Origin of the sequence: Corallococcus terminator, from assembly GCF_049194865.1 — a bacterium.
GTDB classification, from domain to species: domain Bacteria; phylum Myxococcota; class Myxococcia; order Myxococcales; family Myxococcaceae; genus Myxococcus; species Myxococcus terminator_A.
This window is the reverse complement of record NZ_JBLZWL010000016.1, coordinates 1-21,163: the sequence shown is the minus strand read 5'-3', so window position 1 is coordinate 21,163 and position 21,163 is coordinate 1. Positions and strand designations below refer to the sequence as shown.

19 protein-coding genes are annotated in these 21,163 nt (G+C 69.4%); 9 read left to right on the top strand and 10 right to left on the bottom strand.

Translation table 11 applies throughout. The features are described from left to right. Window positions 1-11: 11 nt before the first annotated feature. Window positions 12-2,042, top strand: a complete 2,031-nt coding sequence (mdoH, locus tag ACN469_RS07780; RefSeq protein WP_498765700.1) for a glucans biosynthesis glucosyltransferase MdoH — start codon at window positions 12-14, stop codon at window positions 2,040-2,042. Window positions 2,043-2,055: 13 nt separating this feature from the next. Here mdoH and ACN469_RS07775 read toward each other — a convergent pair whose 3' ends face one another. The 3 genes from ACN469_RS07775 to ACN469_RS07765 are packed head-to-tail and all read right to left on the bottom strand — an operon-like array spanning window position 2,056 to window position 5,235. Continuing rightward, entirely contained in the window at window positions 2,056-3,030 is a 975-nt protein-coding gene (locus ACN469_RS07775) for a spermidine synthase (RefSeq protein WP_498765698.1), read from the bottom strand. Between the two features lie 45 nt (window positions 3,031-3,075). Continuing rightward, entirely contained in the window at window positions 3,076-4,386 is a 1,311-nt protein-coding gene (locus ACN469_RS07770; protein ID WP_176434195.1) for a M18 family aminopeptidase, read from the bottom strand. 45 nt (window positions 4,387-4,431) lie between these two features. Next, entirely contained in the window at window positions 4,432-5,235 is an 804-nt protein-coding gene (locus ACN469_RS07765) for a hypothetical protein (protein ID WP_498765696.1), read from the bottom strand. Window positions 5,236-5,433: 198 nt separating this feature from the next. Between ACN469_RS07765 and ACN469_RS07760 the strand changes: the two genes are divergently transcribed. Next, on the top strand, window positions 5,434-6,159 hold the full coding sequence (locus ACN469_RS07760) for a hypothetical protein (protein ID WP_498765694.1): 726 nt from the start codon (window positions 5,434-5,436) through the stop codon (window positions 6,157-6,159). A 128-nt stretch (window positions 6,160-6,287) separates the two neighbouring features. Here ACN469_RS07760 and ACN469_RS07755 read toward each other — a convergent pair whose 3' ends face one another. Next, entirely contained in the window at window positions 6,288-7,229 is a 942-nt protein-coding gene (locus tag ACN469_RS07755) for an acyl-CoA dehydrogenase family protein (RefSeq protein ID WP_498765692.1), read from the bottom strand. A 304-nt stretch (window positions 7,230-7,533) separates the two neighbouring features. Between ACN469_RS07755 and ACN469_RS07750 the strand changes: the two genes are divergently transcribed. From ACN469_RS07750 to ACN469_RS07740, 3 genes are all read left to right on the top strand, one after another. Further along, a complete protein-coding gene (locus tag ACN469_RS07750) occupies window positions 7,534-8,109 on the top strand; it encodes a hypothetical protein (RefSeq protein ID WP_498765690.1) in 576 nt (191 codons plus the stop codon). An 87-nt stretch (window positions 8,110-8,196) separates the two neighbouring features. After that, window positions 8,197-9,819 (top strand): sigma 54-interacting transcriptional regulator, encoded by a 1,623-nt coding sequence (locus ACN469_RS07745; protein WP_498765688.1) that lies wholly within the window; start codon window positions 8,197-8,199, stop codon window positions 9,817-9,819. 74 nt (window positions 9,820-9,893) lie between these two features. Continuing rightward, window positions 9,894-10,262, top strand: a complete 369-nt coding sequence (locus ACN469_RS07740; protein WP_498765686.1) for a hypothetical protein — start codon at window positions 9,894-9,896, stop codon at window positions 10,260-10,262. A gap of 7 nt (window positions 10,263-10,269) precedes the next feature. Here ACN469_RS07740 and ACN469_RS07735 read toward each other — a convergent pair whose 3' ends face one another. Both ACN469_RS07735 and ACN469_RS07730 read right to left on the bottom strand, forming a co-directional pair. Then, window positions 10,270-13,815: a protein kinase domain-containing protein gene (locus tag ACN469_RS07735; RefSeq protein WP_498765684.1), complete on the bottom strand. Its 3,546-nt coding sequence runs from the start codon at window positions 13,813-13,815 to the stop codon at window positions 10,270-10,272. Between the two features lie 222 nt (window positions 13,816-14,037). Then, window positions 14,038-14,667: an SET domain-containing protein gene (locus ACN469_RS07730; protein ID WP_498765682.1), complete on the bottom strand. Its 630-nt coding sequence runs from the start codon at window positions 14,665-14,667 to the stop codon at window positions 14,038-14,040. Between the two features lie 94 nt (window positions 14,668-14,761). On the opposite strand from ACN469_RS07730, the gene ACN469_RS07725 reads away from it, so the two are divergent. Then, window positions 14,762-15,136: a DUF423 domain-containing protein gene (locus ACN469_RS07725; RefSeq protein ID WP_498765680.1), complete on the top strand. Its 375-nt coding sequence runs from the start codon at window positions 14,762-14,764 to the stop codon at window positions 15,134-15,136. A gap of 25 nt (window positions 15,137-15,161) precedes the next feature. On the opposite strand, the gene ACN469_RS07720 is transcribed toward ACN469_RS07725, so the two are convergent. Beyond that, window positions 15,162-15,284 carry a hypothetical protein gene (locus ACN469_RS07720; protein ID WP_498765678.1) on the bottom strand — a complete coding sequence of 41 codons (123 nt, stop codon included), beginning with the start codon at window positions 15,282-15,284 and terminating at the stop codon, window positions 15,162-15,164. Between the two features lie 32 nt (window positions 15,285-15,316). On the opposite strand from ACN469_RS07720, the gene ACN469_RS07715 reads away from it, so the two are divergent. Beyond that, window positions 15,317-16,597: a metal-dependent hydrolase family protein gene (locus ACN469_RS07715; protein ID WP_498765676.1), complete on the top strand. Its 1,281-nt coding sequence runs from the start codon at window positions 15,317-15,319 to the stop codon at window positions 16,595-16,597. Here ACN469_RS07715 and ACN469_RS07710 read toward each other — a convergent pair. Together ACN469_RS07710 and ACN469_RS07705 are read right to left on the bottom strand one after the other, a co-directional pair. Continuing rightward, the gene (locus ACN469_RS07710) at window positions 16,585-17,823 is read right to left on the bottom strand and encodes a glycosyltransferase 87 family protein (protein WP_498765674.1); all 1,239 of its coding nucleotides are present in this window, start codon (window positions 17,821-17,823) and stop codon (window positions 16,585-16,587) included. The two genes, ACN469_RS07715 and ACN469_RS07710, sit on opposite strands and share 13 nt — an antisense overlap. A gap of 196 nt (window positions 17,824-18,019) precedes the next feature. Continuing rightward, entirely contained in the window at window positions 18,020-18,970 is a 951-nt protein-coding gene (locus tag ACN469_RS07705; protein ID WP_498765672.1) for a 1-phosphofructokinase family hexose kinase, read from the bottom strand. Between the two features lie 129 nt (window positions 18,971-19,099). On the opposite strand from ACN469_RS07705, the gene mug reads away from it, so the two are divergent. After that, complete coding sequence (mug, locus tag ACN469_RS07700; RefSeq protein WP_498765670.1) at window positions 19,100-19,657, top strand: G/U mismatch-specific DNA glycosylase; 558 nt, start codon at window positions 19,100-19,102, stop codon at window positions 19,655-19,657. An 8-nt stretch (window positions 19,658-19,665) separates the two neighbouring features. On the opposite strand, the gene ACN469_RS07695 is transcribed toward mug, so the two are convergent. Continuing rightward, entirely contained in the window at window positions 19,666-20,499 is an 834-nt protein-coding gene (locus ACN469_RS07695) for a 3'(2'),5'-bisphosphate nucleotidase CysQ family protein (RefSeq protein ID WP_498765668.1), read from the bottom strand. Window positions 20,500-20,728: 229 nt separating this feature from the next. Between ACN469_RS07695 and ACN469_RS07690 the strand changes: the two genes are divergently transcribed. Further along, window positions 20,729-21,163, top strand: a 435-nt coding sequence (locus tag ACN469_RS07690) for a DUF3592 domain-containing protein (RefSeq protein WP_498765666.1), incomplete at its 3' end; no start/stop codon positions are given.

Below are 21,163 nucleotides of genomic sequence, written 5' to 3'. Positions count from 1 at the left end.
GGAGCCTCGCGATGGAAGCCCATTCGTTTTCGCCCGAGAGCGCCGGGTTGCGGCGCGTCGGAGTCCTGGGCCTGGCGGCCGTCACCACCCTCGTGGGGACGCTGGAGATGCACCGCCTGTTGAGCGCCCAGGGCACGTCGGCTCCGGAAGTGGTGTTGGTGTTCCTCTTCGCGCTGTGCTTCGGGTGGATTTCGCTGTCCTTCTGGACGGCCATCGCGGGCTTCCTCCAGCTCGCCTTCGGCCCCCGGCTCCCCGGGCTGCGCTATCCCACGGTGGATGAAGAAGCCCTGCCCCTGGCGTCGCGCACGTCGGTGGTGATGCCCATCCACAACGAGGACCCGGCCTCCGTCTTCGCCAACGTGCAGGCGACGTACGAGTCCGTCGCGGCCACCGGGCACCTGGACGCCTTCGACTTCTACGTGCTGAGCGACTCCACGCGCGCGGAGGCGTGGGTGGCGGAGGAGCTGGCCTGGGCCGACTTGTGCCGCCGGGTGGGCGGCCAGGGACGCATCTTCTACCGGCGGCGCACGGACAACACGGGCAAGAAGGCGGGCAACCTCGGCGACTTCTGCGAGCGGTGGGGACGCCGCTACGACTTCACGGTGGTGCTGGACGCCGACAGCCTGATGGACGGCCGCACGCTGGTGAAGATGGCGCGGCTGATGGAGCTCAACCCGCGCGCGGGCATCCTCCAGGCGCCGCCGCTGAACGTGGGCCGCACCACGCTGTTCGCGCGGCTGCAACAGTTCGCGGGCCGGGTGTACGGGCCCATTGTCGCCGCGGGCGCGGCGGCGTGGCAGCTGGGCGAGTCCAACTACTGGGGCCACAACGCCATCATCCGCACGGAGGCGTTCATCAACCACTGCGGCCTGCCGGTGCTCCCGGGCAAGCAGCCCTTCGGCGGACACATCCTCAGCCACGACTTCGTCGAGGCGGCGCTGATGCGGCGCGCGGGCTACACGGTGTGGCTGGTGCCGGAGCTGGGTGGCAGCTACGAGCAGCCGCCGCCGAACCTGCTCGCGTACGCGCAGCGTGACAGGCGCTGGTGCCAGGGCAACCTGCAGCACCTGAGCCTGGTCATGGCGGGGGGCCTGCATCCGTTCAGCCGGGGCCACTTCCTGATGGGCGTCATGTCGTACGTCGCCTCGCCGCTGTGGCTGCTGTTCCTGTTGTCGGGACTGGTGGCGGCGCTGCATGACCGCTTCTTCTTGGACGCGGACGCGCACTCGCTGGACACGGCGAGCCTGGCCTTCGATGCGCCGGGCTCGCTGCGCCTGTTCGCGGTGTCCATGGGGATGCTGCTGACGCCCAAGCTGCTGGGCCTGACGCTCGCGCTGGTGCGCCCGGGTGAGGCGGCGAAGATGGGCGGCCGGGTGCGGCTGACGCTCAGCGTGCTGCTGGAGAGCGTGTTGGCCTCGCTGCTGGCGCCGGTGATGATGCTGTTCCAGTCGCACTTCGTCTTCGGGACGATTCTGGGCTACCGGGTGAACTGGTCCAGCCAGCAGCGCGAGGACGCGGACCTGCCCTGGGCGGAGGCGGCGCGGCGTCACGCGGCGCACGTGGCGGCGGGCGTGGGGCTCGTCTTGGTGGCCTCCCTGGTGTCCACGTCGCTGGTGGCGTGGTTGATTCCGGTGGTCGCGGGCCTGCTGCTCTCGGTGCCCCTCACGGTGCTGACGGCGCGCTCCTCGCTGGGGATGTGGGCCGCGCGCCGGGGGCTGTTCCTCCTGCCCGAGGAGACGGAGCCGCCCGAGGTGCTGGAGCGCGCGCAGGCCATCACCGAGGAGCACGCGGTGGAGCCGGTGCCGGACGCCATTGAACGGGTGCTCACCGACGCCAAGACGCACGCGCTGCACCTGGCGTTGCTGGAGTCTCAGCCGGGGCTCGCCGAGCACACCTCCCCAGCTGCCCTGGAGTCCGCGCGACGCAAGCTCCTGGGCGGCGACGCCGAGCCCCTCTCCACGCAGGAGAAGCTCGCGGCCCTGCTGGACGTCGGCACGCTGAGCGAGGCCCGTGAGCAGCGGCTGACTCGCTCGCTGTCCTGACGCGGCGGCGAAGTCAGTCCTCGTCGTGCAGCACGAGGTCCAGCGAAGGGAGCGGACGTCCCTCCGTGGTGGCGCGGCGGACCTCGCGGTCCTCGAACCTTCGGGACATCAGCGCGCGCAGGTTGAAGCGCGCGGCGCGGGCCAGCCGACCGGCGCGGGCCTTCAGCGCGCCACGCGACACCTTCTGCGTGGACGTCAGCCCCACGAAGACTCGGTTGGCCGTCGTCTGCGAGTCAAACGCGTGCAGCTGCGCGAAGCTCGCCTGCCATGTCTGGAGCATCGCCGGGTACAGCGGATTGGGTGAGCGGTGCACGTTGCTCACCACCGCGCCGTCGGGAGTGAGCCGAGCCTTGGCTGCCTGGAGGAACTCCCACGTCGCCAGCGCCTTGGGCATGCCCCGGGGGCCATAGGCATCCAGGAGGATGACGTCGTAGGCGGGCCCGGGAGTCTCGATGAAGCGGCGCCCGTCGGCCACGTGCGCGTGCAGGAGCGCGTCCTCGCGGAAGCCGAAGTAGCGCCGGGCGACCTCCAGCACCTCCGCGTCGGAGTCCACCGCGTCGATGCGCGTCTGGGGCAGCGCGGCGCGAAGGAACATGGGCAGCGAGCCGCCGCCCACGCCAATCATCAGGATGCGCTGCGGATTGGCCACGAAGGCCACGCCGCCAATCATGCCCTGCGTGTATTCGAGCTCCAGGCGCAGCGGGAAGCCCTGCCCCATCACGCTCTGGTAGGCGCTGTCCCAGCCGAACTGGAGGTAGCGCCGGCCCTCGTCGTCCTGGCTGACGATGCAGCGGTGCGAGCCGGCCAGCCCCACGTGCAGCACGGTGCGCGGCTGGGAGAGCCAGCGGAAGACTCGCGCGAGGTAGCGCCGGGAGCGCTCGACCTTGCCCCCGGGGAGGGAGAGGCCGAGCGGTGCGCCCTGGCGGGGGAGAACCCGCTTCCAGGGCGCCTCGCACCACCAGGGACCTCCCGCGCGCGGCCAAGTCACACGCGGAGATCTATCATTTCCCCGGCCGGCTTTTGACACCCCTGCTCACGCGAAGAGGCGGCGCAGCACGGCCACCATCGCCGCCACATCGGACGCGCACGCCATCTCCCGGATGGAGTGCATGGACAACATGGGGTTGCCCACGTCCACGGTGCGGATGCCGAGCTGTCCCGCCGTAATCGGGCCGATGGTGCTGCCGCATCCCAGGTCCGTGCGCGTGACGAAGTGCTGCGGCGTCACCCCCGCCTCGCGACACAGCGCGGCGAAGTACGCCCAGGACTCGCCATCGGTGGCGTAGGACTGATTCACGTTCGACTTGATGACGGGCCCGGCGCCCATCTGCGGCTGGTGCTTGGGCTCGTGCAGCGACGCGTAGTTGGGGTGCACCGCGTGCGCCATGTCCGCGCTGACCAGGAAGGACTGGGCCATGGCGCGGTGGAACGCGTCGGGCTTTCCGTCCGAGAGGCTCAGCGTGAGGCGCTCCAGCAACGTGCGCAGGAAGGGAGACGCGGCGCCCTGCGCGCTGCGGCTGCCCACCTCCTCGTGGTCGAACAGGATGACGCCGCTGGTGGCCTCGCGCGAGGCGGGGCCGGTGAGCAGCGCCGTCAGGCTCGAATGGCAGCTCGCGAGGTTGTCCAGGCGCGGCGCATGGAGGAACTCCTCATGCACGCCCGAGCGAGTGGACGGCTGCAAGTCATAGAGACACAAGTCGTAGCCGAGGATGTCGGCGGCCTCCGCCTTCACGCCCCCCTTCGCCAGCTCCTTCACCAGCAAGGCGCGCAGGTCGAAGGCGCCCGCGCTCTCCAGGCCCAGCACGGGCACCATCTGCTCCTGCGGGTTGAGCTTGAGGCCCTCCGTGTTCACCCCCCGGTTGAGGTGGATGGCCAGGTTGGGCACGCGCAACAGCGGCTTGCGGAAGTCCACCAGGTGGCCCCGGGGCTTGCCGCCCTCGAGCAGCACCACGCGGCCGGCGAGCGACAAGTCTCGGTCCGTCCAGGTGTGCAGCAGCACCCCGCCGTAGATTTCGACGCCGAGCTGCTGGTAGCCGTTCTTCGTGACCTGGGCGTTGGGCTTGAGCCGCAGGTTGGGCGAGTCGGTGTGGGAGCCGACCAGCCGGAAGCCCGCCCGGTCCACCGGCGCGGTGCCGAGGTGGAAGGCGGCGATGCTGGTGTCGCCCCGGGTGACGTAGACGCGCTCACCGGGCTTCAGCGTCCAGGACTCGCGCTCGTCCAGGGCGCGATAGCCGGCCTGCTCCAGGCGGCGGGCCGTCTCGCGCACCGCGTGGTACGGCGTGGGCGAGGCATCGATGTACGCGAGCAGGTCATCGGCCAGGGCATCGGTGTCGGTGGGGCTCATGTGGGCCCGAAGCTAACCGCTGGCGGGCGTCTCGCCACGTCCGAATCACGTCCCCCGAGCGGGCGGACGGGCCCCTGTCCCTGGCGGAGGTACGGTGGAGGACGGACGGGCCTGGGGAGCGGCGTCGAGGAAGGTCCCCAGCAGCACCCACCTGCGGGACTGGTCCTCCTTGCCTCGCCGGGCGAGCAGCGGCGTCGTGTAGTGCCAGAAGGGCAGCCGGTACACGGTGATGCCGCCCACGGTGCTCACGCGCGTCAGCTCGGACAGGTGCCCGTCCTTTTCATAGACGAGGTACTGGTGGTCCACACCCGGCATGGTGAGGCTCACGTGCATGTCCACGTAGCCGTCGCGGGCCTCGACCTCTTCCGGGTGGTGGTCGTTGTGCGGGCCGGAGTAGTCGCCGGGGCCGTAGCACAGCACCTGGATGCCCCACTTGCGGCGCAGCACGCGGCCACTGACGGACGCGGCGAAGGCGGCGAAGGTGTCCGAGCGCAGCATGGTGGTGAGCCCCACCGCTTCCGCCGCGCGCCAGGAGCGGGAGCGCCGGCTCTCCAGGAGCGCCGTGCGCACGCGGACCGTCTTGGGCAGCAGCTCCATGTAGTTCATCGTCATCCCGGAGATGGAGTCGAAGGGGATGGGGTCCTCCATGGGCACCAGGGTGTCGTTGAGGGCCGCGTCGAGCGCGTTGCGACAGGCGGCGGCGCGAGTCGCGTCCACCACGCCCTGGAGGGAGACGAAGCGGCGCGCGGGGTCCAGCAGCGCGCCCGACACCGACGCGTCCCGCCCCTCCAGGATGCGGCGGCCCTTGGCGGTGAGGAGGTCGGCGAACTCGGCGGGGAAACGCTTCATGGGGGTCCGAATACGGCTTCACGGACCGGTTGTCCTGCGGAATGCGCGGAGCCCTCCGGGCAGATCGGGCTCCGGCGGATCAACCCATGACATGCCGCGTCACACAGGGAGTGCGGACGGAGTTCCGCTGGGCGGCAACCTTTACCGAGTTCCTGCGATAACCTCCTGATTCGTCGAAGTCCGGAGAGTCCCCCAAGCATGGATCCCATCCGCAGCCGCCCCCGAGTCGTCACGTCGAACCCCTCCACGTCGCTCCAGCCGCAGAAGGATGCGCAGCAGACGGCGGCCCCGGCGAGGGCCAACGCGGTGGGCCATGCGCAGCTGAGCACCTTCGAGGCGAAGCTGGCGGCGCCGGTGCAGGCCGTGGCGGCGCAGCCGACGCCGGGCGCGTGGCGTGGCGGGCCGGACACCGAGGTGGGCAAGGCGGTGCAGGCCATCTGGGAGCGGATGAAGACGATGCCGGGCGCGGATATCTCCATCAAGGGTGACACGCCGGCGTCGCTGCTGGGTCGCGCCATCCTGGACGGCAAGAAGGTGTCGAACGAGCAGCTCATCGCGATGTCGAAGGTGACGTTGGATCAGCTCGCGACGGATCCGAAGGACCGGGAGAAGGTCCTGAAGAAGGTGCCGAACGCGCGCGAGCTGCCGGTGCACAAGTTCACGGTGGCGATGCTGTCAGCGGCGACGGGAATTGATCCGGCGAAGCTGTCCGAGGCCTGTCCCGACCTGGGCCTGACGGGCGCGCCGGGCACCCCGCTGCTGTACGCGGCGGAGGGACAGGGCATGCAGCGCTCCACCGCGCTGCACGACTTCACGGACTACCTGCGCGGAGCGGGCATCAAGGGCCTGAACAAGGCCGTGTGGGGCGTGGAGAACCGCATCCTGTCCGCCCTCGTCTCCGCCGTGGGCGGCGGACGGTACTGAGCAGACCGGGGTTCACGCCGTGAGGCGTGTCAGGGCCGTGTCCCGCACAGGGGCACGGCCCTTCGTCTTTCTGGGGACGAGCATCGAGGGTGTGGCGTCCCAGGCCGTGGCACGCGTGCCGCCGGAGGTCAGTCGCCCTGCTCCTGCGCCGCGCCCGAGAGCTTCGCGCGAGCGGCTTCCAGTCGCTTGGCCCGAACCTTCCCCGCGACGCCGAGCAGCTTGCGGTCGCGCTCCCAGCGCTCGCGGGTGGGCGCATCGACCTGAGCCCACAGGGGCTCGCTCTCGATGACCGTACGCTTCACCTGGGCCAGCGCGCCGCCGAGCGCCACATGCGTCGCCGCGGAAGCAGGGTCTGCCTGGGCCAGTCCACGCATCATCACCGCGAGCGAGAGCAGTTCCTCGCGCGTGGAGTCGGGCCAGCCACTCCGGCGACCGAGTTGGAGAAGCCAACCCAGGAGCGCGAGCTGGACGTGACAGTCCTCCACGGTGCGGAAGGGCTTGAGGTAGCGCGTATAGCCATCACCCGGCAGGACTTCATCCGGAGACACAGCCACGTCTTCGAGCCGTAGCTCCGCGTGGGGAACCTCTGGCACGAAAGGGAGCGCGGGCAGCTCCGTGGCCTTGATGCCCGCGCGTCGGGCGTCCACTGACACCATCCGAAGCCTGTTCCGGCCCTGCTCGTCCTGACCCTCGGAGGCGACGATGAGCAACATCTCCGCACTGGAGCCCAGCGTGACGAAGGCCTTCTCCCCCGTGAGCGTCCAGCCCGTGGGCGACGGGGACAGGCGCGTCTGGATGGCGGCGGGATGGCCCCCCATGGGCTCCGTGGCGCAAAGCGCGACGGGCTTGTCGGCGGGGAGCATGGGGAACAGGAAGCGGTGGGCGGCGTGGTAGCCGGAGGCGAACGCAAAGCCGAGCCGGTCCGCACGAAAGCCTCCCGCGAGCGCGAGGTCCGCGGGAGCCGGGAAGCGGGACACCATTTCCAGGTGACGACGCCACCACGTCTCGACGGAGTCGAGGGTGACGGGCTCGGGGGGCTCGGTGAGCAGGAAGGAGAGGATGTCGTTCACGGGGACACTCTATCCCGGGGCCACGAATGTGCCTGACCAAAGGGGCCTGCCCTTTTAGCTCCAACCCCATCCGCCACCTCAATCCCACACACCCTGAAGCCACTCGACCCATGAAACTTCGCGTGAGGTCCCCACCCAACATCCGCGACATGTCGCGGACATGTCCTGGACACGGCAACACCCCGCGAATGCGCCCGCCCATCGAGGGGCCCTCCTGGAGCAGCGACTTCTCCAAGTCCTGGCACATGTCCTGCTCTCAGCCCTCGCGGCGTGAATGAGACGCCATCGCCGCAAGGAGCTTCACATGGGCCACACGCGCATCAAGCAGTGCCTCCTCGCTTCCGTCCTCCTCACCCAGGTCACCACGGGCTGCGGTACGACCGAGCAGGACGAACCCCTCTCCCATCAGTCCGCCGCGCTTCCCGGCGACGTGCAGAAGGTCACCGGCGATACCCCGTGCCCCACCGGCTACGCCATCGCGACGCTCAACGACGTGCTCGCCAGCCAGAACGCCGTCTGCGGTCTGCTCGACACCTGGGACATCGCGCGTCTGGATGGCAGTGGCGCATTGCGCGGGTCGGGCTATGGCTGCGGAGTCAACGCCGTCGAACTCAACTCGCTGGGCCACACCGTCTGCAAGCAGACCTCGTCGAGCACGTTCCTCAAGGTCGTCGGTGACGGCCCCTGCGCTCCCGGCCAGACGCTCCTCTCCCCCTCGGAGGCGAGGACGCGCTCGGCCGAGGTCTGCGCCAAGCTCGCCACCTGGGACATCGCACGGCTCAGCGGAGGTGGCACCATCCACGGCCCTGGCTATGGCTGCATCATCCGCGACGTGGACCCGCAGGGCGTGGGCCACGCGCTCTGCAAGTCTCTCAACTGACCACCTCTTCACGTTTCCAGTTGGAATGACCTGAAGGGCCCGGCGGCGGCGCTGCACGATTTGCAAAGCCGAGTAGCGTCCCGCCGGATGTCCCGCTCCGGATTACCAGAACTCCAATCCCTGTTGGCAACGGCCGATGTCTCCACGGCCGCCTCGGACGTTCATCGCGGCACGACGCCTTCTCCCCGGAGAATCCCAGCCCTCACCGTGGTTGCCCATCCGAGGGCGACACGCGCCGGCGAGCGACTCCTGCTCGAAGGACTCCCAGCGGGTCGAGAACAACCGCTGTCACGAAACTTCCCGGACTTCACCAAGCCGGGAAGCATCCTGGGAGAGCCGCTGAGCGACCCTTTTCTCAGCCGGAAGCCCATCCTCCGCTTCAAGCAAGTGGGTGAGAGGCTTCACATCAGCAACGAGGGCCCCCCGGGCAAATGCACCTCGCGAGGAGTCCCGCTCCAGGGCACAGTCGAGTTGGACTCGGAGGCGCTGACGCAAGGCTTTCCCCTGGAACTGGCTGGGCGAGTCGTGCTGCTCCTGCACCTGGCCGAAGCGGAGCAGCAAGCAAACCCAATCTCGCGGGGCATGGTCGGCGCAAGCCTGGGATTGCAACACGTTCGACTGGACATCGGGCGGGTCGCCGACGTGGACCTCCCGGTCCTCATTCGTGGAGAGACGGGAACCGGCAAGGAACTGGTGGCACGGGCGCTCCATGAGCACAGTCCACGGCGAGACCAACCCTTCATCAGCGTCAATCTGGGCGCCATTCCCAAGGAGCTCGCCGCATCCGAACTCTTTGGCGCCACGAAGGGGGCCTTCACGGGAGCCCACCGCGACCGCGAGGGCTACTTCCGAGCCGCACAGGGAGGGACTCTGTTCCTGGATGAAGTGGGCGAAGCCTCTCCCGAGGTTCAGGTGCTGCTGCTCCGGGTCCTGGAGACGGGTGAGCTGTATCCGGTGGGAGCGAGTACGCCTGTCGCCACGAATGTCCGACTCGTCGCCGCCACGGATGCACATCTGGAGACCCACATCCGCGAGGGTCGCTTCAAGGCGCCGCTCCTGCACCGGCTCGCTGGCTACGAAATCCAGCTCCCACCCCTGCGCGAGCGTCGGGAGGACATCGGCCCGCTGTTCCTTCACTTCGCCCGCGAAGCACTGGAAGGCATTGGCGAGTCCCATCGCCTCTCACCGAGCGACCCTTATGCGTCCCCGTGGCTCCCCGCCACGCTCGCGGTTCGGCTGCTCCTTCATTCCTGGCCCGGCAACATCCGCCAGCTTCGGAACGTGGCGCGCCAGTTCGTCATCCGAAGCCGGGGTCGACCGACCCTGGACCCGGGTCAACGACTCACCCTGGAGTCTGACAACCGCGAGGACCCGCCAAGAATTGGCACACGTGGGGCGGTACCAACCCCAGACGTCGGCAGCCCCCAACTCCGTAAATCCACCGAGGTCGAGGAGCGGGAGTTGATCTCCGCCCTGCGCGCGAATGAGTGGGATATCAAACGCGCGGCGGACCAACTGGGCATCCCTCGCTCCTCCATCTACAACCTCATCAAGCGAAGCCCGAGCATCCGCCTCGCGGGAGACCTGAGTGTGGAGGAAATCACTCGCTGCTTTCAAGAATGCGGGGGTGACCTGGATGAAATGGTGCGTCGGCTGGAAGTGTCTCGACATGCGCTCAACCGGCGCATCAAGGAATTGGGGTTGGTCTGACCCGGAGGAGGAGGACTTCGCCGGGCCCATGACTTGCACAACCCCTTGAGTCACTCCATCAAAGGGCATCCCCAATGACCACGGCATCGCATCCAGCGCTAAATCTCGAAGCAACCTACACGTTCAATGCAACGAACAGTGGATGGGAATTCAACGGCGGCCTCATCTCCGCAGCAACAATCACCAACCTCACCGACTCTCCCAATCACACCCTGCTTGTCACCGTCGCCCGCGGAATCCCCACGCCCGAGATCCACCTCGCATGGATCGACGTGACCGACAATGTGACCCACCTCCGTCCCATCGTCCCCAACAAGCTCCTCACGAACACCCTGCCTCCTGGCAGTTCCATCCTCATCGCCGCATGGCGGGACCCGGAACACGAACGAGGCGACATCCGCGCCAATTTGAATGTGGGCCTGGGCGACCCAGACCCAGCATAACCAGGGCTCATCGACTCGGCGATGACCGCCCAGGGACTCGTTCAGCCATCCAGCGCGGAGCGAGATTGGGATTGCGCGACACGGCTTCTTCGAGTTCTTGTCGGGCCCGGGACCTTTCCGTCAGTTTCTCCTCCTCGCCCTGTGCCCATTCGGCACGCGCCAGGAGGAGTCCTGCCCGGTGGGCCCGGGCACTGGGCCAGCCTGGACGTGCAGCAAGGGACGCCTCCACCTGAGAGAGACCTCGCGCCAGGACAAGGCTGGCATCGCCGCCCACCCTGGCCAGCCAGGCAGCCCGGTCGAGGCAGAACCGGCCAAAGTCCAGTCGAAAGTCATGTCGATCAGGGCTGAGTTCCCGTGCCTTGTCGAAGGCTTGATCGGCCTCCTCGAAGTCCTCGGCCCGCGCATGTCCTCTCCTCGCGTTCCACCGCGCCTTGACTGCGCGCAGTTCTCCGAGCCCATGCCACGCTTCACCCAAGCGAGGGTTGTACTTCAGCGCCTTCTGGAACGCGGCTTCGGACCTGGCCAGCGTCAAACCCGGGTCCAGGCCCTTCTCCAGGGAATGGGCGGCTGACAGCGCTTCGATGGTCCCCAGGTTGGACCACGGCTGTGCATGTTGGGGAGCCTCGGCGAGCGCTCGCTGATAGGCGGCCACCGCCGCGCTCACGCTCGCATTCGGGTCCTTGCCTGCCTCTCTCAGGTGGCGTGCCCGAACGGTGTGCACCTCCCCCAGGTTGTTGAGCGCAGGAAGCAGGTTTGGAGCCACGGCAAGGGCCCGCTCATAGCTGGCTCCAGCCTCTGACAACAGGGACTCAGACGAGCCTCCTCGCTCCCAGGCCTCCTCGGCCTGACGGCGCAAGACCATGCCCACTCCAATATGAAGCGCTGGGAGCTTGGGATTGATGGCAAGCCCCTGGCGATACGACTCCAGCGCCCTGGCCATCTCAGGCCGCGAATCTTCACCTGCATCTCTTCGCCGCTCGGCCCGCACCGAGTACACCTCTCCGGCGTAGAACCAGGTCGCCACCTGCTTGGGATTGAGAGTCCGGGCCTTGTCGAGCGTGGCGCTTGCCTGCTCCAGGTCAGAGTCCCGCTCCGCCCCTGTCGAGGCGAGGGCGCGGTTGAAATACGAGACGCCCAGGTTGATCCACGCCTCGGGCATTCGAGCCTCGAGCGCGATGGCCCCTCGATAGGCTTCGATGGCCTTCCCATGGGTGTCACGAGATGGCAGACCCACCTGCTCCTCGTAAACCGCCCACTCCTTCAAGACGAGGCCCCGCTGGTTGTGCGCGGTGTAGTCACGGTCCTCCGGCCGGAGTCCATCCAGCAACACCAGGGCCTCGCGAAACAGCTCTCGGGGGTCCCCACCTCGCTCCCGCAGGGATTGTCCCCCTTGAAGCAAGACGCTCCCAAGCTCGCGCCGGGCCTCGGGGCGCTCCGGCACGCTGGCCAGCGCCGCACGGACCGCCAGGCTGGACTTCTGGAGCAGCGGCTCCACCTCCGCGCCGTGGCGTCCCCGGTCTTCCGCCCAGCGACGGTGGAATCTCGACTCCAGCACCTGGGCCTCGTAATCACCCGGGGCCACCACCAATGCGCGTGACACCGCCGCGAGCCCTCGCTCATAGGCAGGCCGCACATCTCCCTGCCCATAGAGCTCCATCAACAGCACGGCGTACTCGAGCTCGCCCAGCGCGCGGTGAAGGGCCGGCAGGCTCTCCGCGATGGAGGTCGCCAGGGCATAGGCGCCTCGCGCCGCCTCGAAGTCAGCCAGCGCCGCGTCACGCCCACCGCCGCTCCAGGTCCGAGTCGCTCTCGCCACCAGGATATCGCCGCGCAACATCGGCGCCTCGTGGAACCAGGGCAGCTGGGTGCCCACTTTGTCGAGCAAGGCCAAAGCCTCATCCAACCGCCCTTCGTAGAAGACCAGGAGGGCCGTGCCGTAATCGGGCGCGGGCATCTCCGCCCCCTGACTCCGCCGCAGGTACCTGAGCGCCGGGGCGCGATAGACGCGCTCGATGTCGCTCAGCCGCGCCTCGCGCTGCTCCGGCGAGCGCAAGCGCTCGGCCTCCAACAACTGCTGGCGGTACATCTGTCCCAACACCAGCGCGAGTGCATAGGCCACCCGAGGCTCCTGGAACCCCTGCGCCCACGCGGCCTCCAGATGCCGCCGCGCCTCGTCAACCGCTCCCAAGGCAAGAGCCCCACGGCCCAGGGCATACTGCCCGGGGCCGCGAGCACCTGGACCACTGCGCTGGATGTCCTCCGTCAGCGCGTCCATCTGGGCACGCAGCAGCTTCCTGTCTCCACGCGTGTCGTGCAGTCGGGCCAGCGCGGAGTAACGCGCCAACGATTCGATGCGCTCCACCCGCTCCGTGAAGCGCCGGGCCAGCCGCTCTCGCTCATCGGCTTCCTGTCGGACCACTCGCTCACGCTCTCGGGCCTCGCGGCGCGACAGGACGCCCCAACCCAGCGCGCCAGAGAGCGCCAGGAACACGGATGCGGCGACCGCGACGAGACGCCAGTGTTTGCGCAGCCGCTTGCGCAACTGATAGCCCGGGCCCGTGCGCGCACGCACCGGCTCTCCCGCCAGGAAGCGGTCCAGGTCCTCCGCCAGCGCCCGCGCCGAGTCGTAGCGAGCCGAGCGCTCCTTCTCCAGGCACTTGAGCGCGATGGCCTCCAGGTCCACGGGCACGCTCCGCTCCAGCTCTCGCGGAGGACGAGGCTCCACCGTGGCGAGCTGATGCAATACCTCCAGTGCCGTGCTTCCCGTGAGCGGGGGTTGTCCCGTGAGCAGGAAGTAGAGGGTGGCGCCCAGGCTGTAGACATCCGCTCGGCGGTCCAACCGGGCATGTTCCCCACGGGCCTGCTCGGGCGCCATGTACTGGGGCGTGCCCAGCAGGGTTCCCTCCACCGTCACGCTCGCCGCCCAGTCCCTCGCGAGGCCGAAGTCCATGACGTAGGTCTTGAGCGCTCCCTCCGCGTCGCGTTCCACCATGATGTTGGAGGGCTTGAGGTCGCGGTGGATGAGTCCAGCACGATGAGCCTCGTGCACGCCCAGCGCGGCATCGCGCAGCACCAACACCTTCTGCTCCAGGGGCAACGTGCGCGCGAGCGCACTGAGCGGTTCTCCATCGATGAACTGCATGGAGATGAAGACCTTCCGCTGGACCTCCCCCACCTCGTACACCTTGCAGATGCGCTCGTGGTTCACCCGAGCTTGCGCACGCGCCTCCGCGACGAAGCGGCGGGTGACCTCGGGGCCTTCGTCCCGGACGAACTTGAGCGCCACCTGACGATGCAGCCGGGGGTCCCTCGCCAGGAACACACGCCCCATTCCCCCCTGCCCGAGGAAACGCAAGGGCTGATAGCGCTCCCACCCCGGCACGGGAAAAGCATCCAGCCCCCCTTCGGAGCCTTGCTTCAGAGGGACTCCCTCACCCTGGGCGGGCGGCTGCACCGTGAGCGTCACATCCAAGGCGGGCGCGCCCCTCCGCGGCGCGGCCTTTTCCGCCAGCGCGCCCTCGGGCAATTTCTCATCATCATCCTGAGTGGCCATGAGTCCCCATCAACTGAAATGACCGGCACACGCTCCTTGGGAACACGTCCCGGTGGCCACAAAGCCCTCACGATTCCGCCAGACATTGTTCAGCCCGACACAAACCCTGCCTTCCCCCACGAATGACAAGACAAAGGCCGGCGGCCTCATCGGCGGCGCCGGCCTTCGAACTCCCATCGGCACGCACCTGACACGAGAGCGTCAGGCCCGACCCCATCCACCTCACCCCGCCAGACGCTTGCGCCCGCCCGTGGATTTCTTGCCCTTCACAGGCTTCGTCGCCGTCTTCTTCCCCTTCACGGGCTTCTTCGCGGAGCGGGACTTGGACGTGGACTTCTTCCCCTTCTTCGCCCGGGCCTTCTTCCGGGCGGGGGCCTTCTTCTCCGGCGCCAGGATGGTGCCCCGGCACTGGGGCGCGCCACAGCGGCACATGTAGAGGGACTCGGAGTCCGGCCCCATCTCCTCGGTGCGCTCGTAGGCGTAGTCGTAGACCAGCTCCTCACCCACCTGGAGCGCGCGCAGGGCGAAGATGTAGATGCGCCCCTTGTCGATGAGCGCCTCGCAGTTGGGCGCGCACGAGTGGTTGATGTAGCGCGCCTCGTTGTGGAGGGTGCCCGCGTCGAGCACCGTATTGGGGTCCAGGTTGAACAGGAAGGTGTGGTGCCGCCCCATGCCCTCGTCGTCGTAGCGAACGTCCGCGTCCGCCTGGGTGATGCGCTCACCGATGTACTCGATGATGCGCTCGCCCTTGCGGATGCGGCGGGTGGCGAAGGCGCCCGTGCCCTGGATGGACGAGGGACGCAGCTCGAAGGGGATGGGCTTGGAAGAAGGAGTGAAAGTGAGGGATGTCATGCGGGTATGAGTGGCCCGGAGTTCACGTCGGCCAGGACGCTCCATCAACGGCGGTGTAGCGTGCACCAGACGGACTCTCGATGAAAGGCGTTCGATGATGCGGTGGTGGCTGGTGCTCGGTGCGGTGAACGCTTTGTTGTCCGTGGCGGCGGGAGCCTTCGGTGCGCATGCGCTCAAGGCCCGGCTCCCCCCGGACCTCCTCGTCATCTTCGAGACGGGCGCGCGCTACCACATGTACCACGCGCTCGGACTGCTCGCGGTGGGACTGCTGGCCCTGCTGCGCCCCTCCTCGCTCCTGAACGGCGCGGGCTGGGCCATGCTCGTGGGCATCGTCCTGTTCTCCGGCAGCCTCTACGCGCTCGCCCTCTCCGGCGTCCGCGTCCTGGGCGCCGTGACGCCCCTGGGCGGCCTGGGCTTCCTCGCCGGCTGGGCCCTCTTCGCCATCGCCGCCTGGCGCGCCACGCCCTAGCTGCCTGGCGCGCCCCCGCCCGGTGTCACTCCCGAACCCGCGGAGGCATCGGGTACATCAAGTCCAGGTCCTGTTGGTTGCGGATGCCGCAGTCCTCGCGCTGCACCAACAGGTACCAGCGCTGCAACTCCGCCTCCCGCGCCATCATCCCCTCCCCCACACCCACGCCCAGGCACCGCCATGCGCGCCCTCCTCCTCGCCCTCGTCGTCACCACGGCCTCGGCCCAGCAGCCTGGAGCCTCGGCCCCTGCTCCAAGGTCCTACCTGCTGCGCCCCACGAGCGTCTTCGACGGCGTCACCCCCAAGCCCCATACGGGCTGGGTCGTCCTCGTCACCGGAGAGCGCATCGTCGCCGCGGGCCCCTCGGCCCAGGTGAAGCCGCCCGAGGGCGCGGAGGTCATCGACCTCACCGGCACCACGCTGTTGCCCGGCCTCATCGAGGGCCACTCGCACCTGTTCCTCCACCCGTACAACGAGGCGACCTGGAACGACCAGGTGCTGAAGGAGTCCCTGGCCCTGCGCGTGGCCCGGGCCACCCAACACGCGCGCGAGACGCTGCTCGCGGGCTTCACCACCGCGAGGGACTTGGGCACCGAGGGCGCGGGCGACGCCGACGTCGGGCTCAAGCAAGCCATCCAACAGGGCATCATCCCCGGACCTCGACTCCTCGTGGCGACGCGGGCGCTGGTGGCCAGCGGCACCTACGGCCCCAAGGGCTTCGCTCCCGAGTGGCACGTCCCCCAGGGCGCCGAGGAGGCCGACGGGGTGGATGACCTGGTGCGCGCGGTGCGCGGACAGATGGGCCGGGGCGCCGACTGGGTGAAGGTCTACGGCGATTATCGCTGGGGCCCCTCGGGCGAGGCGCGCCCCACCTATTCACTCGAGGAGATGACGCGCATCGTGGAGACGGCGCGCGACGGTGGCCGTCCCGTCTCGGTCCACGCCAGCACGCCCGAGGGCATGCGCCGCGCCGTGCTCGCCGGTGCGGAGACCATCGAACACGGCGACGGAGGAACAGCGGAGGTCTTCCGCCTCATGGCCCAGCGAGGCGTCTTCCTCTGCCCCACGCTGGCGGCGGGTGACGCGCTCTTCCGCTACCACGGCTGGAAGAAGGGCGTGGACCCGGAGCCCGCCTCCATTCAGGAGAAGCGCGCCAGCTTCCGCGCGGCGCTCGCGGCGGGCGTGCCCATGTGCGTGGGTGGCGACTCGGGCGTCTTCACCCACGGAGAGAACGGGCGCGAAATGGAGCTGATGGTCGAGTACGGCATGACGCCCGTGCAGGTGCTCCAGGCGGCCACTTCCGGCAACGCGAGGATGCTGCACCGCGAGGACCGGCTCGGTCGGGTGAAGGCGGGGCTCTTCGCGGACCTCGTCGCGGTGGACGGAGACCCCACGCGGGACATCTCCGCCGTGCGCAAGGTCCGCTGGGTGATGAAGAACGGAACGCCCTACCGCCGCTGACTCGCCAGCCCGATGCCCGCGGACTCCGCGCAGCCCGCCTCCACGGACGCGGGCAGGTAGTCCAGCGCCGACGTCGCCTGGGGGGACACGTCATCCGAGGCCACCCGCCGCAACGCATCCCGCACCAGCAGGTAGCCCGCGACGAGCAGCATCCCGTTGCGCGCCAGCAGCAGCAGCGTCTGGGGAACGCCCAGCCCATCCTTGTACGTGGGCCCCACGAAGACGCCGCGCGACAGGATGGCGGCCACGAGGATGAGCACGGGCACCGTGCGCGAGCCCGACAGGAGCGCCAACGCCGCCGCGCCCATGACCCAGGTCATGAACTGCGGGCTGAACACCGGGTTGAGGATGATGAAGGCCACCAGCGGCCCCAGCGCCAGCCGCGCCAGGTCCTCCATCCGCTCGGGGAGCCGGCGGCGCACGGACCACATGCCCACGGCGGCCATGCCCAACGAGCCCACCACCCACAGCCACCGGCTCACCGCCCGCACGCCCTCGGCGGCGGCGCCGTGCAGCTCGAACGCCGCGGGCGCGTGAATCCACCGCACGCCCTCGACCAACCCCAGGTGATGCGAGGCCCACAACAACGAGGCTCCGAGCGACTCCACCTGGAGCCCCCGGTCCACATGGAACGAAGCGAAGCCCCACCACGGCCACACGGCGCTCAACGGAAGCAGCGGAGCCACGCCCAGCGTCAGGCCCACCACCAGCTTGCCCAGCGTGCCGCGCTTCCAGGCCACGGCCAGGGCCAGCGGCACCAGCACCACGGGGTAGAGCTTCGTCACCACGCCCACGGAGAGCGCCAGGCCCGCCACCGTCTCGCGACGACGCGCCAGCGCGAAGAGGGCCGCCATCGTCAGCGCCGCGGGGATGAGGTCATAGCGCTTGAGGTAGTAGAGCGCCGCCATCCAGGACGTCACCGAGTACGCCAGACACGGCACCACGAAGCGCCACGCCCGGCCCCACTTGCGAGCGCCCTCGGTCAGCAGCACCCACTTGATGAACCCATCCATCACCGCGAGCTGGAGCCCGAAGAGAGGGATGAACTCCCACTGCGTGGAGCGCACCCACGCGGCGGGGACGAACCACAGGAGCGCGTAGGGCGGGTACTCGAAGCGGAAGTCCTGGTTGGGCGTGGCGCCGGCGAGGAAGGCGCGCGCCGTCTTGAAGTACAGGTCCAGGTCGCCGATGCGGGGCGAGAACGCGTACACCACGAGCGGCGTCACGCCGACGAGGAACGCGACCCAATGCCAGGGCCCAAGACGGGTGGAAGCGGAAGTTGCGGGAAGAGGGGGTGTGGAGGCGGACACGCGAGCGCACTCTGTCCAATCCCGGCTGCTCTTGTCGCGGGGAAAGAGAGACATGGCGCCCCCTCCCTTGCTCAGGCACCACCCGAGGAGGCGAAGTCTACCCGGGTCGGCGCTACGCGGTGCGGGTCAGGGGCACGGCCACCACCCGCGTGAAGAGCTGCTCGACGTCCGCCCGAAGGCACAGGTCCGTGCCCTGGGAGAGCAGGGCCGCCGTGCCGGAGGCGATGCCCCAGCGCAGGGCGTCCTCGTACGACTGGCCCCGGGAGAGCGCCAGCGTCAGCCCCGCCACGAAGCTGTCACCCGCGCCCACCGAGCTGTGCGTCTCCACGGGCGGAGGCGAGGCGCGCAGCTGAGTGTCCTTCGTCGTCAGCAGCGCACCGTCGGCGCCCATGGACACGGCCAGGACCTCCGCCCGCCCCCGCGCCACCAGCTCGCGCGCCGCCTCGGCCTGGGTGTCCAGGTCCTCCGCCTTCATGCCAGTCAGCTCGCGCAGCTCGCGGCGGTTGGGCTTGGCCAGGAAGACTCCTTCCTCCAGGGCGATGGAGAGCGGCGCCCCGCTGGTGTCCACCACCGCGCGCACCCCCAGCCGCTTCGCCAGCCGCGCGACACGCGCATAGAAGTCCTCGGGCACCCCCTGAGGCAGGCTGCCGCTGGCCACGATGAACGCGGCGCCCGTGGCCACCTCCCCCACCGCGCTCAGACAGCCCTGCCACTCGCGCTCGGAGAGCACGGGCCCGGGGAGGATGAAGCGGTACTCGCGGGCGCTGGTGCCCTCGGCCACGGTGAAGCTCTCGCGGGTGGAGCCCTCCACGGGGATGGAGCGGCGCAAGAGCCCCTTCTCCTCCAGCAGCTCCTCCAGCATCAGCCCGGTGGCGCCGCCCCGGGTGTAGACAGCGATGGACTCGCCGCCGAGTTCCCGCACCACGCGCGCCACGTTGATGCCGCCGCCGCCCGGGTCCCTGCGCACGGTGCCGCAGCGCAGCTTGTGCTCGGGGGTGACCTCCGGAACCGACGTGGCCACGTCGATGGCGGGGTTGAGCGTCAGCGTCACGATGTGCGCCATGCGCGAGGTCTCCAGCGGTGGGAAGTGGACGTCCCTCTCGGAACGGGAAGCGCGCAGAGTGCCCCACCCAGAACGTCCCCGCCAGCCCGGGCGTTGCCATCCCCGCGTGGCTGAGGCGAGATGCGCCCCATGCCCTCGCCACGAGGCCCCACGCGGGACGAGCTCTCCGCGGCCACCGGCCGCACCATGCCGGACATCCTCGCGCGCGGCCTGCGCGTGCTCTTCTGCGGCATCAACCCCAGCCTCTACTCCGTGGTGATGGGCCACCACTTCGCGCGGCCCGGCAACCGCTTCTGGCCCACGCTGCACCTGTCGGGCTTCACGCCCCGGCAGCTACGTCCCCCGGAGCAGGCCGAGCTGCTCGAGCACGGCCTGGGCATCACCAACGTCGTCGACCGCGCCACGGCGACGGCGGACCTGCTCGACAAGGCGGAGCTGCTCACGGGCGCCGTCTCGCTGGAGGCCAAGGTGCGCCGCTACCGCCCGCGCTTCCTCGCGGTGCTGGGCATGGGCGCGTACCGCACCGCCTTCGCGCGGCCCAAGGCTGGGCTCGGGCTCCAACCGGAGACGATGGGCACCACGCGGCTGTGGGTGCTGCCCAACCCCAGCGGGCTCAATGCCCACTACCAGCTCCAAGATCTGGCCCGGCTCTACGCGCAGCTGCGCCAGGCGGCCGACGCGGACTGACGCCCGCGTCAGGTGATGAGCTTCGCCTCGCGCGCGAAGCGGGTGACGACGGGCTGCACCTTCGGGAACGCGGCGGCGTTGCAGGCCAGCAGGCCGCGCAGGTTCTGCAGCTCGGAGCCGTCATAGCGATACGGCGTGCCGCCCAGGTCCGTGAGGATGCCTCCAGCCGAGCGCAGCACGGCCTCCGGCGCGCAGTTGTCCCAGCGGTAGCTCTTGTCGCTGACGTGCAGGTAGAGGTCCGCCTTGGACTCCGCGAGCAGGCCGCACTTGACGCCCACCGAGCCGGACTCCTGCTCCTGGGTGATGCCCAGCCGGGCCACCACCTGGTTCGTCAGCTTGGAGCGGTGCGAGCGCGACACCACCAGTCGCAGCGACGCGGGCTCCGCCACGTCCGACACGCGCAGGGCGCGGCGAGTGCCCGCCGACTCCACGAAGCCCCCCTGTCCCACCACGCCCGAGTAGAGCGTGTCGCCCACCGGCCGGTACACCACGCCCAGCACGGCCTCGGTGCCGATGGCCAGGCCGATGTGGATGGCGAACTCGCCGTTGCGGTTGACGAACTCCTGCGTGCCGTCGAGCGGGTCCACGAACCAGCAGCGCTCGAAGCGGCCTGCGACGGCGCTGTTGTCGGACTCCTCGGCCACCACGCCATCACCGGGGAAGGCCCGGCGCAGCGCGTCCACGATGAGGGCGTTGGCCCGGGTGTCCGCCTCCGTGACGGGCCCCTGGCCGCCCGCCTTGTCCTCGACGGAGAAGGCGGTGGCGTAGACCTCCAGCAAGAGGGCGCCCGCTTCACGGGCGATGCGGCGGGCGGTGTCGAGCTCGGTGTCGAGGGATGGCATGGCGGACAGTCTGCCCTCGAATAGGGCCGGGGTGGGAAGTCGCGCGTCGGGCGGACCTGGGGCGGCGCCCGAGGCGAACCGCCCCACTCGGGGCGAATTGCCCCACGGGATTCGGTGTGCTCGCGAGGGAAGCTGGTGGCGCGGCTTCTGCACTGCACGAAGTGAACCGTGAGCGCTCGGGGAGCGGGCCCACGCCCAGGCCCCCGAGTCGCCGTGAGGGAAGACCCAGATGATGAAAGTGCTGCTGGCGGGGTTGATGCTGCTCTTCGGAGCGATGCTCGCCTTCGGGGGCGGGCGCATGCTGTACCGCTCTCATGCGAGCGAGCGCTGGCCCACGACGGAAGGCACCGTGGTGGCCTCGGGGGTGGAGACGCTGCGCAACCGGCGCAGCACCCGCTTCCACCCCGAGGTGCGCTACGAGTACGCGGTGGGTGGCCACACCTACTCGGCGGACACCATTTCGTTCGGAGGCAATGACACGGGCACATTGCCGGAGGCCCAGCGCCTGACGCACCGGTATGCCTCTGGCGCGAAGCTGCCCGTGCACTACGAGCCGGACGACCCGGCGGTGGCGTGCGTGGAGTGCGGGAACGCGGGCATGTCCAGCTACGTGGTGATGCTGGGCGGGCTGGCCGTCGCCGGAATCGCGGGCGCGGGCATGGTG